Genomic DNA, 16,975 nt, shown 5'->3' with positions numbered 1-16,975 from the left:
GTAAGTGAAATTCTCACACAAACAGGATTTGATTCGCTTCTGAATATTTCACGATAAAAATTTTAGGGGGAATTGCTCCCCCTTGCATTATATACTAATTGCCGAGATAAGCAGCCTTTATATCTTTATCCTGTAATAAATCGCTGCTCTTGCCTTCTTTCAATAATCGCCCGGTCTGCAAAACATAAGCACGATGAGACAATAATAATGCCTGCCTTGCGTTCTGTTCGACTAATAAAATGCTGACTCCCTGTTCATTGACGCGCTTTAACTCTTTAAATATATCGCGTATTATAATCGGAGCGAGTCCCAGTGAAGGCTCATCAAGTAATAACACTCTCGGACGAGCCATTAAAGCACGGGCAATCGCTAACATTTGCTGTTCACCGCCTGAAAGAGTCCCCGCATATTGCGTTAATCTTTCTTTCAAGATCGGGAATAACGAGAACACCCATTCATAATCTTTTGAGATCTCGCTTTTATCTTTACGGGTAAATGCGCCAATTCTCAAATTTTCTGAAACAGTCAGAGTCGTGAATACCCGCCGGCCTTCAGGAACTAAAGCGACTCCGCTCTGGACAATCTTATAATTTTTTGAAGATAACGGGTAACTATCGAGGAAAATATTTCCGCTTGAGATTTTTACCATTCCCATTATTGCATTCATGAGAGTAGATTTTCCTGCTCCATTTGCGCCGATAACTGAAACTATTTCATCTTCCATTAACTTAATAGACACGCCCGCAAGTGCCTTTATAGCCCCGTAATTAACGCAAACGTCCCTTGTCTCAAGTAAATTTTTGCTCATCTTCATTTGCCCTCCTCCTCTTCAGTGCCTAAATACGCCGTCAAGACCTCCGGGTTATTCTGAATCTCTTCGCCCGACCCTTCCGCAATTTTCGCGCCAAAATTCAAGCATATTACATGCGGACAAATTTTCATGATTAAATCCATATGATGCTCAATTACTAAAGTAGTAAGATCAAAATCTTTATGAATCCCCGTGATTAAGTCATTCAGCTCAAAAACTTCTTCGGGATTCATTCCTGCTGCAGGCTCGTCAAGTAATAATAATTTAGGTGATAAAGCAAGTGCCCGGGCAATCTCTAGTCTTCTCTGCATACCATAAGGAAGAGTCCCCGCTGCCTGTTCTGCCCTGTCAGAGAGTCCTACTCTCTCAAGTAATTCTAAACTGTCATAACGTAATTTTTTCTCCACTTTGTCCCATCGTCCAAAATGAAGGCATGACTCAATAAAGCTATACCAGCAAGACGAATCCGGGCAGTTAGCCTGAGTCATATTTCCTGCAAAAAAATCTTCCTTGTAAGAATTAATATATTTATTCTGGGCTGCTGTCATTACGTTATCTAGTACGCTTGAACGTGTGAATAATCTCAAATTCTGAAACGTTCTCGCAATTCCCAGCCTGTTAATCTGATAGGCTTTCAGAGGCGTTATATCAATATCATTAAAATATACATTGCCCGCGCTCGGAGTATATACGCCCGTTATTATATTAAAAATTGTAGTCTTACCTGCTCCATTTGGCCCGATTATTCCCGTTAAAGAATTCTTCTCGATTTTGAAGGACATATCATGAAGTGCTGCGATTCCTCCAAAAAACATATCTATATGAGAAAGTTCAAGCATTTATTTGTCCTCCTGTTTAGAATTTTCCAGTGAGAATAACTCCCAGATTTCGCGGCTGCCCAGTAGTCCCTCCGGCCTGAAGACCATTATAATAACGAGTAATAAGCCGTAAATTAACATTCTATACTGCGAAATATCCCGGAAATATTCCATTATTAGAGTTATAGCTGCCGAGCCTAAAATTGTCCCGCTCATTGAGCCGAGTCCGCCGAAAACTACAACCGCCGTTAATTCCGTCGACTTCATCATGTCAAACATAGAAGGCTGAATAAAGCTCATATAACCGCCCAGCAAAGCCCCGGCAATCCCGCAATAAAAAGCTGACAATAATAATGCTTTCATTCTAGTACGAGGCGTGTTAAATCCCATCAACGACGCAGCCGCCGAGTCATCCCGTGAAGCTCTCAACTCACGCCCTAGCCGACTATCAAGAAAATTAAATGTTATTATAGCAAGCCCGATAAATATTATCACAGCGCAAATCCTTGTCGTGTAAGGCTCAATGCCCGGAAATCCGCGAGCTCCCCGCGTGAAAGACTGCCAATTTTCAAGAATTAATCTTATAGCCTCGCCGAGTCCTATTGATGCAATCGCGTAATAATCTCCCGTTAATTTCAGAGTCGGAAGTCCTATCAGCCACGCAATTAATACAGCCATGAGTCCTCCCGCAATTATCGCAGGAATCCAGTGAACGCCGTATCTTACTGTTAAAATCGCCGTCGTGTAAGCTCCCAGTGCCATATATGCAGCATGTCCCAGCGTAAAAATTCCTGTAAATCCCGTTAATATGCTGACTCCCATTGCAGCAATACAATTTATACACATTAAAATTATTATTCCTTCTTGATAGCCGCCCATGGGAATTAAAGCCAAAGCAAGCCCGATTATAATTAATAAAATATTTCTCATCATGTTTATATCTTCTCACTTACTGCCTTGCCGAAGAATCCAGCAGGACGAATCAATAACATTATAACTAGCAAAGAATAAACTACTAAGTCGCGCATTTGTGAACTTATAAATCCCGCCGTCAACATTTCAGCGAGTCCGAGAATCAAGCTCCCGACAACTGCACCGGGTAAAGATCCAAGCCCGCCGATTACTGCCGCAATAAATGCCTTTGTCGTTATACTTCCTAATTGAGGGTACAAGCTATATCTGACAGACAAGAAAATCCCCCCGACCGCCGCAAGAATTCCAGCAACAAAGAATACTAGGCTGATCAAAAACGTAACATTTACTCCCATTAATCCGGCCGTCCGAATATCGCAGGCAGCTGCACGAATCGCCAAACCCCAGCGGGTTTTATTCAAGAAAATTTGCAGCATGGTCAAGAAAATTACTGCTGTTACAAGTGAAATAATATCGGACGCGCTTAGAGTAACACCGGCAATCTTAAATATTCCCGTCGGAAAAGTATTTTGCGGCAATGCTCTTATACGGCCTCCGACTGTTACGACAAATAAATTTTCTATTATTATATTTACTCCCATTGAAGCAATTAATAAATATAATGTCGTTGTAGTTCGTTCACGAATCGGCTTATATGCAAGTCTCTCTGTTATAATCGCCGTGAGTCCTGAAGCAATTAACGCTCCCGCCATTGAGACGGGCACGCTATAACCCCACTGAGTCAGCAAAAAATAACAAGCATAGCCCCCGACTACGAGAAAGCCCCCGTGTGCAAAATTTGAGAATAACAGAATCGAATATACAAGCGAATAACCTACAGCAATCAAAGCATAAACGCTCCCAAGTGAAAGCCCGTTAATTATTTGCTGTATCAACGTAGAAAATGTAAATTGCAAAATTTTTACCCTCCTAATTTAATATAGCCATAAAAAACGCCAGCCCCGACTCTTGAATCAGGACTGACGCGAAAAAAAATATATGCGCAAGTGTATAAACTTTTTCACTTATTCAGGACGGATCTTTGTGAAGAATAATGATTTTCTTTCTGTCTCGTCGCAGCGTAAAATAACTCCGTCCTTACCCGTCGGATTATGGAATTCGTCCATAGTCAATACACAGTGCATTAACTTTAAATCTTTTGTCTGCTCAAGTGCATCGCGGACTTTTTCAGGGTCTGTGCTGCCTGCTCTCTCGATTGCGTCCTTAAGCCAGTAAACGCAGTCATATGCCATAACAGCATTCATGAATTCCTGACATTCCGTTTTTGTCTCTTCGTAATATTTATCAAAGAAGGCTTTTAATGTCGGGTCATATCTATCAACATGGCTTACCCAGAAAGTATTGCGGAGTGTATTTCCTGAAATCTCCCACATAAAATCGCCGTAACCGTCGCCGCCTACTATGGGAAGTTCGATTCCGAGCTCGCGGGCCTGCTTTACTGCTAACGGTAAAGATTTACCCATGAACGGGAATATTAACACGTCTGCATCAGAGTCTTTCATGTTAGTTAACTGTGAACGGAAATCAACATCTTCACCTCTGAAGCCCTCATCAGCTACGATTTTGCCGCCTGACTTCTCGAAACTCTTTATAAAGAATTCGCGCTGACCTTGTGAATAATCGCTCGATACGTCGTAAAGTATTGCTGCTTTCTTAGCTCGTAAATTTATATATGAGAATTGAGCCATTATTGCACCCTGATAGGGATCTAAGAAACAAATTCTAAAATTGTAGGGTCTGACTTTTCCGGACTCGTCAACTGTTACTAACGGGTTTGTCGGCAATGTTCCCAAGTGCGCAACGTGTCCGCGATTAAATATCGGAGCTGCTGCGATGCATAGTCCCGAACCTGAAGGCCCGATTACTGCAACAACTTTGTCCTGTTCTACGAGTCTTCGTGCAGCGTTTACCATGTCTTCCTGTCTTGTTCGGCAGTCATACATAACGACTTCAAGAGGACGACCGAGAACTCCGCCCGCTGCGTTTATTTCAGCAACTGCAATTTTTACGCTCTCGACTTCCGCAACACCATAGGCCGCAAAATCTCCTGTTACTGTCGCGATCTCTCCGATTTTAATGGGCTCTGCACTGAATGCCGGTACAGCTAATAATGAAATCGCAAGAAGTGTTAATAAAAATTTCCTCATGATTGACGATTCACCTCGTGTAAAATTTTTTATGAATCATAGCACAGTAATAAAAATTTTTCAGCGTTTTATCACGTTAAAGCAAAATAAATGAGCCAGAGATTTTTTTATTCCCTGACTCACTCAAAAATTTATGTTTGAATATAATTCTAAGATTTCAAAGTTTCGCCTTCAGTCGCAGCTACTACGGCACAAACTGCAGTATCGCCGATGACATTCAAGCAAGTACGGGCCGAGTCAAGAATTACATCAATACCAGCTACGAGCGCGATTCCTTCAATTGGAAGTCCTACACTTGTTAATACCATTGTGAGCATTATCAAGCCCGCGCCGGGAACTCCTGCCGTTCCTATTGAAGCAAGAGTCGCAGTTACTACGATCCCTATTTGCATACTAAGAGTCATGGGCACATTAAACGCTTGAGCAACGAAAAGCGCGCAAACTCCCTGATATAATGCCGTCCCGTCCATATTTATAGTGGCTCCCAGCGGCAAAACAAACGAGCTTACACCTTCAGATATGCCTAATTCGTCGCGGACATTCGCAAGAGTTACAGGAAGAGTCCCCGAACTTGAACGCGTAACAAATGCCGTGATTGCTGCCTCGTCAATTCCCTTAAAGAACCATTTCGGCGAACGTCTGCAAATAACCGTAATCATTCCGGAGTAAACTATTAATGCGTGAATAATACAGCCGATAAATACAGCCGCGATTACTTTCACGAACGGTGCAAGAATAGCAATTCCAAATTTTGCCGCTGTTACACTTATTAATGCAAATACACCGTACGGAGCGACGTTCATAACAACATGAGTAACTTTATACATGACTTCTGCGACACTCTCAAAGAAATCTGCTACTTTTCGGCCGCGTTCACCTGCTAAGATACAAGCTACCCCGAAAAATAAAGCGAATACTATAATTTGCAGCATGTTGGCATTTACCATTGAGGCTACAGGATTTGTCGGGAATATATCAAGAATTACATCAACAAGAGGCTTTGCGGCCTTAGATGTCGCTTGAATATTTCCGGGAATGTTCATTCCTACGCCGGGATTAAATATATTTCCGCATGCAAGACCGATTATTATAGCAATCGCAGTTGTGACTAAATATAAAGCAAGAGTCTTTATTCCTATTCGGCCAAGTTTGTGAATATCACCGACTGAAGCAGCTCCGGCAACAAGTGAAGAGAATACTAACGGAACTATCAGCATCATTAACAAGCGCAGGAAAATTTTTCCGACAAGATCAATAAACGGCATTATATAGACGCTCAAAGCCTGAGAGTTTGCCACAGTCGGACCGATTGCAAAGCCGAATATTATTCCCAGCACAAAGCCTATAGAAATTTTCACTAATAACGATACGCGTTTCATGTTTATAGCCTCCTTAGAAAATTATAAAAATTTTTATTATTATAGCTTAATACGAACTCATATAAAATATTTTGATATAATTTTGCGTTAAGAGGCTCGGCAAGCCGAGTCTTTCATTTGGCTCGTCATGAGAGTCACGGCTCATTGATAGAAAAGCGAGAGTCCACCGTGAGAAAGTCTGGTGCAGAAATTTGGCGCAAAAACACAACGACAAACGCTCCAGAAGACAAAAGCGGCGCGACTTGATCCGCATAATTAAGTCAATCGCCGCAGTTCTTCACTGGCTTGTTGATTTCGCCATCTTGGTAATAACCTTGCTGGAAAAACTCTTCAGCTAGTAATGAGCGTTTTATTTCACTAAATAGGGTTCAACTCCCCTCAATGTTGTCCCTATTTTATCACACATTCACACTCTCACATGCTATACTTCAATAAAAATTTTTCTGACTGGAAGCATATAATCATGAACGAACGCGAATTTTACGAACTCACTTGGCCGGGCAAAAACGCCGCTAAACTCAAAGCAGCCTCACCGACTGATAAAATATTGCGCCCAAATCCGAACTTAAGCATAAATTTTGACTCAACACAGAATTTATATATTGAAGGCGATAATCTCGAAGTCCTGAAAATTTTGCAAAAAAGTTATATGAAACAGGTCAAATTAATCTACATAGACCCCCCTTATAACACCGGACATGATTTTATTTACTCTGATAACTTCTCTCACTCTCAAGCGCAGGAACATGAACAGCAAAAAACTTTTGACGACGAGGGCAGACGAAATTTTACAGCCGCTAATTTCCGTGAAAATTCAAAAAGTAATCCCCGCTTTCATTCGGACTGGTGCAGCATGATTTACTCAAGATTGAAGCTCGCTAGAAATTTATTAACTGATGACGGCGTTATTTTTATCTCAATCGATGACAACGAACAGGCAAATTTACGCAAGATCTGTGATGAGATTTTCGGAGAAGATAATTTTATCGCCCAGTTAATATGGGAGAAAGCATTTGCACCTAAGAATGACGCAAAATTTATATCAGTGAGTCATGATTATATATTGATGTTCGCAAATAATATTGACGCGTTCACGATTCAGAGACTCCCGCGAACAGAAGAGGCCGACTCAAGATACAGCAACCCCGATAATGACCCGCGCGGTGTATGGATGTCCGGTAATCTTACCGTTAAAACATACAGTGCTGAATATGATTATCCTGTTACTACTCCATCAGGAAAAATTATAGAGCCATTGCCCGGACGTTGCTGGCGACTATCAAAGGCAGCATTTCAACAAAAAGTAAATGATAATAGAATCTGGTTCGGTGCAGACGGTGACGGAGTCCCTAGATTGAAACGTTTTCTATCGGAATTAAAATTTTCGGGAATGTCGCCGATTTCGATTTTACACAATAAAAATGTCGGTCATACTCAAGAGGGCGCGCAGGAACTCGCAAAACTTTTAGGCGGCTTATATTTTGACAGTCCCAAGCCCGTGCGGTTATTACAGCATTTAATGACTCTCGCAAATCTCGACGACAACGCAATAATATTAGACTTCTTTGCCGGCTCATCAACAACTGCCCACGCTGTTATGAATTTGAATAATGCAGACTTAGGCGGGAATCGAAAATTTATACTCGTACAAATTCCCGAGTCCTGCGCTCCTGACTCTGAAGCATTTAAGGCCGGTTATAACACTATTTGCGATATAGGTCGCGCAAGAATAATTAAAGCCGGTCAAAATCTGCAATGGGGCGACAAGGGATTTAGAGTCCTTCAGGTCGACTCGGGCAATTATAAAAATGTCTTTCTCTCACCTGAAGAGTACACGCCCGGAATTCTTGACACCCTGACAGAAAATATAAAGCCTGACAGGAACGCATTAGATTTGTTATTCGCTCAAGTTTCAGAGCTTGGACTGTCCTTGTCGCTTTGTTACAGCGCGGAAATTGTTGACGGGTTCACTCTGCACTATTACGGAGAAAATAAAATTATTGCCTGCTTTGACAAAAATATAAATCGTCCGTTAATTGAATATATTGCAAAGAAGAGGCCGGAGCGCGCATTATTCCGTGACTCCTGCTTTGAGAACGTGAACGACATGATAAATTTACGTCATATTTTCGCGCATTACTCGGAAGATTCGGATATTATTATTTTGTAGACGGTGATTTGTTGATTGCGTCAGGATTGCTGATAATTAGAGATTATTATTTCGTAGATTCTGAGTTCGACAAAAGATAATAACTGTATGATTGCTGATAATTATATATTATTATTTGTAGAGGGGGATTTGCGGGTGAGTGGTAGTTCCGGCAAAAGATAACGGCTTATAAACGGGCGGAAATAAAATTTTTTGTGCTATATAAAATATGAAGGGAGCGGGGCAATTTGGCAATTAGGCTCAAGTTCGCAAAACAAGATTTTCAAGAGAGAGCGGCAAAATCAATCTGTGATTTATTCAACGGTCAGGGCAGTGAGAGATTTTCATTTACTGGCAGGAATGAGGGCGAAATTTTTACGTTTACAGCGTTCGGGAATCGAGAAATTATTATAGATGACGCTCAAATTCTCGCAAATCTCCGTAAAGTTCAGGAAAGTAATAATCTTCCTCAGTCTGACTCGCTAGCTGGTAAAAATTTTACCGTCGAAATGGAGACAGGCACGGGCAAAACTTATACATATATCCGCACTATTTATGAATTAAATAAATTATATGGCTGGAGCAAATTTATTATAATCGTACCCAGTATAGCAATACGTGAAGGAGTATATAAAACTTTTGCGATAACTCAGGAACATTTTAAAGCAGATTATACACAGCCGATAAATTATTTTATTTACGACTCGGCCAAGACCGGACAAATACGCCAATTCGTAGAAGACAGCAATTTGCAGGCAATGATTATAAACTCGCAGGCTTTCAACGCAAGGGACGAGAATTCACGATTAATTCACAAGAATATTGACAAGTTCGGAGGACGCAGGCCCATTGATGCAATTTCGTCAGTCAGGCCGATAATAATAATTGATGAGCCTCAATCAGTCGAGGGAGTCAAGACTCGTGAAGGCATAAAAGATTTTAACCCGTTATTTATTTTGCGTTATTCAGCGACTCCCAGAGAAAAATATAATCTTGTATATAAACTCGGAGCAGGTGAGGCACTTGACAAAAATTTAGTCAAGAAAATTGCTGTAACAGGCTTCACGTTTACGAATATTGCGGCAGGTTCGGGCTATGTCTATTTACGAGGCATAATAAAATCTGAACATGACCCGGCAGCTATGATCGAATTTGACAGAATGACTCAATCAGGTTTGCAGCGATTAACGCGAAAATTAAACGAGGGCGCAAATTTATTTGAGTTATCCGGCCATTTAGACGAGTATAAAAACGGTTATATAATTCGCATGATTGACGGCCTGAATAACAGCATAGAATTTCTGAACGGTGTAAAACTTTCAGAAGGTGAGATAACTGGCAATCTCAACGAGGACGAATTAAGGCGCATTCAGATAAGAGAGACAATAGAGACTCATTTAAGGCGCGAGAAAATTTTATACAGCAGAGGGATAAAAGTTTTGTCGTTATTCTTTATTGACGAGGTCGCGAAATACAGAAAATATAATGATGACGGCGAATATAACGGGATTTACGCTAAAATTTTCGAGGAAGAATATAACAAGGCAGTTAAAAATTTTGAGAATCAAGACTCGGCTTATTCGGGATATTTAGCGAGCATAAAAGCAGAATCGACTCACGCGGGGTATTTCTCGATCGACAAAAATAATCGCATGACGGACGGCAAAATTAACAAGAAAGAAGGCACGAGCGACGACATTTCAGCATTTGACTTAATTATGCGCGATAAAGAAAGACTCTTGAATCTCGGCGAACCTGTAAGATTTATATTTTCTCACTCGGCTTTACGTGAAGGCTGGGATAATCCAAACGTGTTTCAGATTTGCGCGCTGAAAAATTCTACCAGTGATATACGGCGGCGGCAGGAAATAGGGCGGGGCTTGCGTTTACCGGTGAATCAGGACGGAACTAGAATAATAGACGGAGAAATAAATTTATTAACTGTAATTGCCAGTGAAAGCTATAAAAATTTTGCTGAAGGTCTGCAGTCAGAATTTAGAGAGAATAACGAGGACTCGCCAAGAATCGCTAATACACGTGAGCAGCAAAAAATTACACTCAACCGCGAGAGATTCGAGTCTCCTGAATTCCGGGAACTATGGCGCAGAATTAACCGCAAATCAATTTATTTTGTGAATCTCAACGAGTCAGCTTTCATAAAAGATTCAGCCCGCAAAATAAATGACTTGTTACAAATTTCTCGTGTTCACGTAAAAATCGAGCGCGGGAATATGGACTCAAATTTTAATTTTACTGAAGGGGACTCGAAATATATAACTCTTGAAAATTTTTCAGCTTTCACAAAATATGATTTAGTAGGCAAATTAGCTCGCCAAACTGAACTCTCACGCAAAATAATTGTTGATATTCTTAAATCTATAAATCCTGAAAAATTAGAGTTATTTGCTTTGAATCCTGAAAATTTCATAGCGCAGACAATTATATTAATTAATGAACAGAAATCTATCATGTCAGCAGATAATATAAAATATGAGGCAATAGACGAATTTGACGAGATTGACTCAGAAATATTTGACTCTCTCGAACGTGAAAAATTTGCAAACGAGTCAGAAATTGCGGAGACCCGTAAACGCGGACTCTATGATTATGCAATATGCGACTCAGGTATAGAGAAAGATTTTGCCGGTGAAATTGATTCGAGCGAGAATGTTTCAGTGCATTTGAAGTTACCCGGAAATTTTGCGATTGAGACTCCTACAGGAAAATATAATCCTGACTGGGCGGCCGTTATCGACGAAAAATTTTCAGTGATTGAGACAAAAGGATCTGCAAGAAATCAAGATTTACGCGGTATTGAAAATATAAAAATTTCATGTGCAAAAAATATTTTGAATCGCTGGGAATTAAATATAATGTTGCGTCAACTTTTTCGCAGGTTGTAGATTAATTCATGAATTCTGCTAATGCTAAAAATTTTACGAGCTAATATAATTATTCACATCACAAATTTATATATTTATTAATTCTTAAGGAGGCAATTTTTACTGTGAAAAAATTTATACTTGTATTCGCGCTTGTCATTGCGTTAATTAGTGCGGCATTTGCTGAAGACGCAAAATTTCATATCGGAGTCGTAACCGGCACAGTTTCACAGAGTGAGGACGATTTACGCGGCGCAGAGTTAATGATTCAGAAATACGGCGATGCGTCAAAGGGCGGCATGATAACTCACATTACTTATCCTGATAACTTCCCTTCAGAGCAGGAAACAGTAATAGCTCAAATAGTGGGACTTGCTGACGATCCATTAATGAGAGTCATCGTAGTAAATCAGGCAGTCCCCGGAACAGCTGAAGCCTTCAGGAGAATCCGCGAGAAATACGGCGACAAAATTTTATTGCTTGCCGGCGAACCCCACGAAGATCCCGGAGTAATCACAGAAGCCGCTCATATAGCGACTCACACGGATCATATCGGACGAGGCTACACAATTCCCCTCGGAGCTAAGAAAATGGGCGCAAAAACTTTCGTTCATATTTCATTCCCCCGTCATATGAGCTATGAGACTTTAGGACTTAGACGCGCAATTATGGAAGAAGCCTGCAAAGATCTGGGAATCAAATTTGTATTCGAGACAGCCCCCGACCCTACCAGCGATGTAGGAATGGCAGGAGCCCAGCAATATATTCTTGAGAATATGCCCGCATGGATCGAGAAATACGGCAAAGACGCTGCATTTTTCTGCACAAATGACGGACACACTGAGCCTCTATTACGTCAGGTCGCTGCACTGGGCGGTTATTTCGTTGAAGCTGATTTGCCCTCACCTGTTATGGGTTATCCCGGAGCGCTCGGAATTGATTTATCAAAGGAACAAGGCGACTGGCCCGCAATCCTGAAAAAAGTAGAGGACGCTGTAGTTAAAGCAGGAGGCGGCGGACGTATGGGAACATGGGCCTATTCATGGGGCTATACGACAACGGCGGCACTTGTTGAATACGGCAAAAGATACGTAGAAGGCACATTCACGAATAAACTCGGCTCGGCTCAAGCATTGCGCGAAATGAGAACAGCTTATGACGAATTCTGCCCGGGTGCACACTGGGGAGCAAGTTATTTCACTGATGCAGTAACAGGCGTTAAGAACACGAAATTTATTTTATTGCGTCAAGATACATACGTGCTCGGCGGAGATTTTCTCGGACTTGCTGAAGTTGAGATTCCCGAAAAATATTTCAAGATCCGCATGACTCCCGTAAAATAAAAATTTTCGCGTAAATATTTAATTCTAGCTAATTCATAGGGAGTGCAAATTCAAGCATTCCCTTTTTTTGATTATATAATAATAAGTAGGAGGCGATTTTATTTGTCAGATAATAATACAAGCTCATTGCTTAGACTTGAGCACATAGGCAAAGAATACTACGGCAATCGTGTTTTGTCTGATATATCGTTCAGCATTGACTCGGGCGAAATTATAGGCCTTGTCGGTGAGAACGGTGCAGGGAAGTCGACGCTGCTAAATATTTTATTCGGAATGCCCGTTATAGCGTCAACAGGAGGCTACGAGGGAGATTTATTTCTTGACGGCAGACGAGTAAATTTCACTTCACCTAATCAGGCACTCGCAGCAGGTATAGGAATGGTACATCAGGAATTTTCACTGATTCCGGGATTCACAGCAACTGAAAATATTTTGTTAAATCGTGAAGTCTTGAATCCTTCATTAATTAATTATGTATTCAGCGATAGAGTCTCGACTCTTGACCGCGATGCAATGCATAACAGGGCAAATTCTGCTATTCATACGCTCGGAGTAAATATTAATCCTGACATGATAGTAAGTGAAATGCCGGTAGGTTACAAGCAATTTATTGAGATTGCCCGCGAAATTGACAGGAAAAACACGAGATTATTATTTCTTGATGAGCCGACCGCAGTATTAACAGAGAGTGAAGCCGAGATTTTATTAACAGCTCTTAAGAAATTAGCGCGTTCAGGTATAGCAATAGTATTTATTTCACACAGATTGCATGAAGTCAAAGATTTATGTCATAGGATTCTAGTTTTGCGCGACGGAAAATTAATTACTGATAAATCAAGCGACGAGCTTTCAACACGAGAAATTGCCGCGTTAATGGTAGGCCGTGAAAGTGTCAGACCCGTTGAAATTCCCGAAATTCCCGACGAGCCTGTTACTCCTGATAATGTAAACGAGACTTTGAATCCACCCAAGAAAAAGAAAAAAATTAAGCCCGCTCTCAAAGTCGATCATTTATGGGTAGACATGCCCGGCGAGACTGTCAGGGACGTATCATTTGAAGTCAAAAAGGGTGAAATTTTCGGACTAGGAGGACTCGCAGGACACGGCAAATTAGGAATTCCAAACGGTATTATGGGATTATATCCTGCAGGGGGACGCGTTAAATTATTCGGGAAAAAATTAGCTTTGAATCATCCGCGCGCTGCATTGTCCCGTAAAATGGCCTTTGTCTCTGAAGATAGGCGCGGAGTCGGTTTATTGCTTGATGAGCCTTTAGACTGGAATATAACTTTTACAGCTATGCAGACACAAGGAAGATTTTTACTCGGAATCCCCTTTATATTTCAAGTCCGCAATGAGTACGCAATGAGAAAAGAAGCACGCAAATTTATTGACTCACTTGGCATTAAATGCACTGGACCGAGTCAATTAGCCGGCGAATTATCAGGAGGGAATCAGCAAAAAGTTTGTCTTGCTAAAGCATTTGTGTTACAGCCTGATATTTTGCTTATTTGCGAACCTACTCGCGGAATCGATATAGGAGCAAAAACTCTCGTTCTTGATACCCTGAAAGAATATAACAAGGAACACGGCACGACTATAATAATTACAAGTTCAGAGCTTGAAGAATTGCGCAGTGTCTGTGATAGAGTCGCTATAGTCGGAGAAGGGAGAATTGCGGGAGTCCTTCCTGCGTCGAGTCCTGCTGAAGAGTTCGGAATGCTCATGATGGGACAACACAAAATAAATTTAAATAAGGAGAGTGAGGAGACAGAATGATAAAAAATTTCATTGATAAAGCAGGCTGGCCACGTATAATAATAGCTTTATTTCTGATGGGATTATTTATAGCTGCTCCCTTTGTCGGAGTAAATGTTGACACTTCACTAAATAATACCCTTGTCAGATTCGGCATGAATGGCGTTATGGTCTTAGCAATGATCCCTATGGTACAGGCTGGCTGCGGATTAAATTTCGGGCTGCCTCTGGGAATAATTGCGGGATTGTTGGGTGCTACACTTTCAATCGAGTTAAACGCGGAAATTTTAACAAAACTTGCTGAACTCGGAGGGCAATATAATTTAACATGGCTTACTCCTGCATTTGTTGAGACATATAGAGAGCCGATCGGGTTTGCTAGTGCGATAATTATAGCGATTCCAATTGCGGCGGTTCTGGGCTGGCTTTACGGCAAATTATTAAATCGAGTCAAGGGCGACGAAATGATGATAGCTACTTATGTCGGATTCTCGTCAGTCTCGTTTATGTGTATAGCGTGGCTTTTACTCCCGTATAAACATCCTACAATGGTCTGGGGCTATGCGGGCCGGGGCTTGCGAACTACAATAAGCGTAGAAGGTTACTGGCTGAATATATTAAATAATGCCCTTGCTATAAGAATTAACGAGAGATTCATAATTCCGACCGGTATGTTAATTTTCTTTGCTGTAATGGCCTTTCTTGTCTGGGTATTCATGCGCAGTAAAACAGGGACGGCTATAACTGCAGTGGGATCAAATCCCGAATTTGCGCGTGCTTCCGGAGTAAACGTTGACAAAATGCGCACTATTTCCGTAGTACTCTCGACTGTACTCGGCGCGATTGGAATTATAGTATATGAACAGAGTTTCGGATTTATACAATTATATATGGGCCCGTTCTATATGGCATTGCCGGCGGTCGCGTCGATTTTACTGGGCGGTGCAAGCGTCAACAAAGCAAGCATATTAAATGTAATTGTCGGGACATTCTTATTTCAGGGAATATTAACGATGACTCCTTCTGTAATAAATAGCTATTTGCAGACTGACATGTCAGAAGTTATAAGATTAATTGTGAGTAATGGAATGATTCTCTATGCTCTCACAAGAAAGGTGCGTGCGGGAAGATGATTCGCAAACTTTTTGACATAATAGCAAATAATGCCGTCCCAGCAGTGTTTATAATAATTTCTGCCTTTGCTATACCACTAAGCGGATTTTCTGCGAGTTATTTAATTCAGGAGTTATTAACTAGAATCGGGCGTAATTCATTCTTGATTTTGTCGCTATTGATTCCTATTATGGCGGGAATGGGCTTAAATTTCGGAATGGTACTCGGAGCAATGGCCGGACAAATAGGTTTATTGATGATCTGCGACTGGGGAGTCGTGGGAATTCCGGGAATGGTCTTAGCTTGCTTAATAGGGACTCCAATTGCTATAATTCTGGGAATTTTCTGCGGGGCTGTATTAAACCGTGCTAAGGGCCGCGAAATGGTAACATCTTATATACTGGGATTCTTCATTAACGGAGTCTATCAAATGACAGTGTTATATTTAATGGGCTGGATAATTCCTATTACAAATCCTGCATTATTATTGTCGCGCGGTTATGGAGTTCGTAATGCTGTCAGCTTGCTGGGAATTCGCGGAGTCCTCGATAATTTACTGCCGACAGTTATAGCCGGTGTTAAAGACTCTCAACAATTTATAAGCATTAACTCAACCGGAGCATTTGCAGTGATTCAGATTCCATTTTTAGACGGTGCAATAAGAATCCCTCTCGCTACACTGTTAATAATTGCTTTATTCTGCGTCTTTATAGTCTGGTTCAGAAAGACAAAATTAGGCCAAGACATGCGGGCGATCGGTCAAAATCAGGCAGTTGCAGACAGCGCGGGAATTGCCGTAAATCGTACTCGTGTAATCGCTATAGTAATTTCAACTGTGCTGGCTTGTTATGGACAAATAATTTACTTGCAAAACATGGGAACTCTTAATACATATAACAGCCATGATCAGGCCGGTATGTTCTCAATTGCTGCGTTATTAATCGGCGGCGCAAGTGTCTCAAGAGCAAGTATCGCTAATGTCTTTGTCGGAGTAATATTATTTCATTTGATGTTCATAGTCGCACCTATGGCGGGTAAAAATTTAATCGGTGATGCTCAAATCGGCGAGTATTTCCGAGTCTTTGTCTCATACGGAATTATAGCGATTGCCTTAGTCCTTCATGCTTGGAAGAGAAACAGAGAACGTGAAGCAGCACGCAGGACTCTACGAGGCACTAACAAAGGAGGCAAATAATAATGTTTATAGCTTTCTTGAAATTTATAATGCGGTGGACTCAGAGAATAATTTTACTTGCTGCGTTAATTGCGCTGGGATTCGGACTGTTTTATATAGGCCGTGAACATCAAATTTTCCTAGATAATAAGACACTCGGCGAATATAAAGCACTTGAACAGGTAAATGTAAGCATTAACGGCGGAGAAGTGGCCGAACTCTTACCGTGCGACAGGGATTTGCGAAAAGTTGTCGGGCCGAAATTCATTCTTAAAGCTGAAATTTTTGACGAGAACGGAGAAATAACGCAAAATATAGAACGCGAGATAAAAATTTGTTTCTTCAGCAAGGATATAATGATAAATCTTCCTTCATTGGCTGCGAGTAGTGATGAGTTCATAGTCCCTGCTCCGAGATAAAATTTTTTGCGTGCCGCCGTCTCCCACCCGCCCACCCCGACGGCGGCTT

13 protein-coding genes are annotated in these 16,975 nt (G+C 41.2%); 7 read left to right on the top strand and 6 right to left on the bottom strand.

All coding sequences use genetic code 11. The features are described from left to right. Positions 1-94: 94 nt before the first annotated feature. From IJS99_00095 to IJS99_00070, 6 genes are all read right to left on the bottom strand, one after another. Entirely contained in the window at positions 95-814 is a 720-nt protein-coding gene (locus IJS99_00095) for an ABC transporter ATP-binding protein (protein MBQ7560219.1), read from the bottom strand. Then, positions 811-1,650, bottom strand: coding sequence for an ABC transporter ATP-binding protein (locus IJS99_00090; protein MBQ7560218.1), 840 nt, complete (start codon positions 1,648-1,650; stop codon positions 811-813). The genes IJS99_00095 and IJS99_00090 overlap by 4 nt, the downstream gene beginning before the upstream one ends. Continuing rightward, positions 1,651-2,508: a branched-chain amino acid ABC transporter permease gene (locus tag IJS99_00085; protein MBQ7560217.1), complete on the bottom strand. Its 858-nt coding sequence runs from the start codon at positions 2,506-2,508 to the stop codon at positions 1,651-1,653. It lies immediately after the preceding gene. A 56-nt stretch (positions 2,509-2,564) separates the two neighbouring features. Continuing rightward, the gene (locus tag IJS99_00080; GenBank protein ID MBQ7560216.1) at positions 2,565-3,434 is read right to left on the bottom strand and encodes a branched-chain amino acid ABC transporter permease; all 870 of its coding nucleotides are present in this window, start codon (positions 3,432-3,434) and stop codon (positions 2,565-2,567) included. Positions 3,435-3,566: 132 nt separating this feature from the next. Next, positions 3,567-4,709 (bottom strand): ABC transporter substrate-binding protein, encoded by a 1,143-nt coding sequence (locus IJS99_00075; GenBank protein ID MBQ7560215.1) that lies wholly within the window; start codon positions 4,707-4,709, stop codon positions 3,567-3,569. A 149-nt stretch (positions 4,710-4,858) separates the two neighbouring features. After that, positions 4,859-6,088 carry a dicarboxylate/amino acid:cation symporter gene (locus IJS99_00070; GenBank protein ID MBQ7560214.1) on the bottom strand — a complete coding sequence of 410 codons (1,230 nt, stop codon included), beginning with the start codon at positions 6,086-6,088 and terminating at the stop codon, positions 4,859-4,861. Between the two features lie 463 nt (positions 6,089-6,551). On the opposite strand from IJS99_00070, the gene IJS99_00065 reads away from it, so the two are divergent. The 7 genes from IJS99_00065 (at position 6,552) to IJS99_00035 (ending at position 16,926) form a co-directional block, all read left to right on the top strand. Then, entirely contained in the window at positions 6,552-8,258 is a 1,707-nt protein-coding gene (locus tag IJS99_00065) for a site-specific DNA-methyltransferase (protein ID MBQ7560213.1), read from the top strand. Positions 8,259-8,485: 227 nt separating this feature from the next. After that, positions 8,486-11,140, top strand: a complete 2,655-nt coding sequence (locus IJS99_00060) for a DEAD/DEAH box helicase family protein (GenBank protein ID MBQ7560212.1) — start codon at positions 8,486-8,488, stop codon at positions 11,138-11,140. Positions 11,141-11,244: 104 nt separating this feature from the next. After that, entirely contained in the window at positions 11,245-12,462 is a 1,218-nt protein-coding gene (locus tag IJS99_00055; GenBank protein MBQ7560211.1) for a DUF3798 domain-containing protein, read from the top strand. A 102-nt stretch (positions 12,463-12,564) separates the two neighbouring features. Beyond that, on the top strand, positions 12,565-14,241 hold the full coding sequence (locus IJS99_00050) for a sugar ABC transporter ATP-binding protein (protein ID MBQ7560210.1): 1,677 nt from the start codon (positions 12,565-12,567) through the stop codon (positions 14,239-14,241). Beyond that, a complete protein-coding gene (locus tag IJS99_00045; GenBank protein MBQ7560209.1) occupies positions 14,238-15,353 on the top strand; it encodes an ABC transporter permease in 1,116 nt (371 codons plus the stop codon). The genes IJS99_00050 and IJS99_00045 overlap by 4 nt, the downstream gene beginning before the upstream one ends. Beyond that, positions 15,350-16,528, top strand: a complete 1,179-nt coding sequence (locus IJS99_00040; protein ID MBQ7560208.1) for an ABC transporter permease — start codon at positions 15,350-15,352, stop codon at positions 16,526-16,528. Before IJS99_00045 ends, IJS99_00040 begins: the two co-directional genes overlap by 4 nt. Positions 16,529-16,530: 2 nt before the next feature. Continuing rightward, positions 16,531-16,926 (top strand): hypothetical protein, encoded by a 396-nt coding sequence (locus IJS99_00035; protein ID MBQ7560207.1) that lies wholly within the window; start codon positions 16,531-16,533, stop codon positions 16,924-16,926. The last annotated feature ends 49 nt before the right edge of the window (positions 16,927-16,975 follow it).

This window comes from Synergistaceae bacterium (genome assembly GCA_017444345.1).
GTDB lineage: Bacteria > Synergistota > Synergistia > Synergistales > Aminobacteriaceae > JAFUXM01.
The sequence above is the reverse complement of the archived record's forward strand: the minus strand, read 5'-3'. Positions and strand labels throughout refer to the sequence as shown.

What these genes read in the sequence shown, in the direction of transcription:
- IJS99_00070 (MBQ7560214.1), bottom strand. Translation starts at nt 6,088, where the DNA reads ATGAAACGCGTATCGTTATTAGTGAAAATTTCTATAGGCTTTGTGCTG.
- IJS99_00085 (MBQ7560217.1), bottom strand. Translation starts at nt 2,508, where the DNA reads ATGGGCGGCTATCAAGAAGGAATAATAATTTTAATGTGTATAAATTGT.
- IJS99_00045 (MBQ7560209.1), top strand. Translation starts at nt 14,238, where the DNA reads ATGATAAAAAATTTCATTGATAAAGCAGGCTGGCCACGTATAATAATA.
- IJS99_00035 (MBQ7560207.1), top strand. Translation starts at nt 16,531, where the DNA reads ATGTTTATAGCTTTCTTGAAATTTATAATGCGGTGGACTCAGAGAATA.
- IJS99_00095 (MBQ7560219.1), bottom strand. Translation starts at nt 814, where the DNA reads ATGAAGATGAGCAAAAATTTACTTGAGACAAGGGACGTTTGCGTTAAT.
- IJS99_00090 (MBQ7560218.1), bottom strand. Translation starts at nt 1,650, where the DNA reads ATGCTTGAACTTTCTCATATAGATATGTTTTTTGGAGGAATCGCAGCA.
- IJS99_00040 (MBQ7560208.1), top strand. Translation starts at nt 15,350, where the DNA reads ATGATTCGCAAACTTTTTGACATAATAGCAAATAATGCCGTCCCAGCA.
- IJS99_00075 (MBQ7560215.1), bottom strand. Translation starts at nt 4,709, where the DNA reads ATGAGGAAATTTTTATTAACACTTCTTGCGATTTCATTATTAGCTGTA.
- IJS99_00065 (MBQ7560213.1), top strand. Translation starts at nt 6,552, where the DNA reads ATGAACGAACGCGAATTTTACGAACTCACTTGGCCGGGCAAAAACGCC.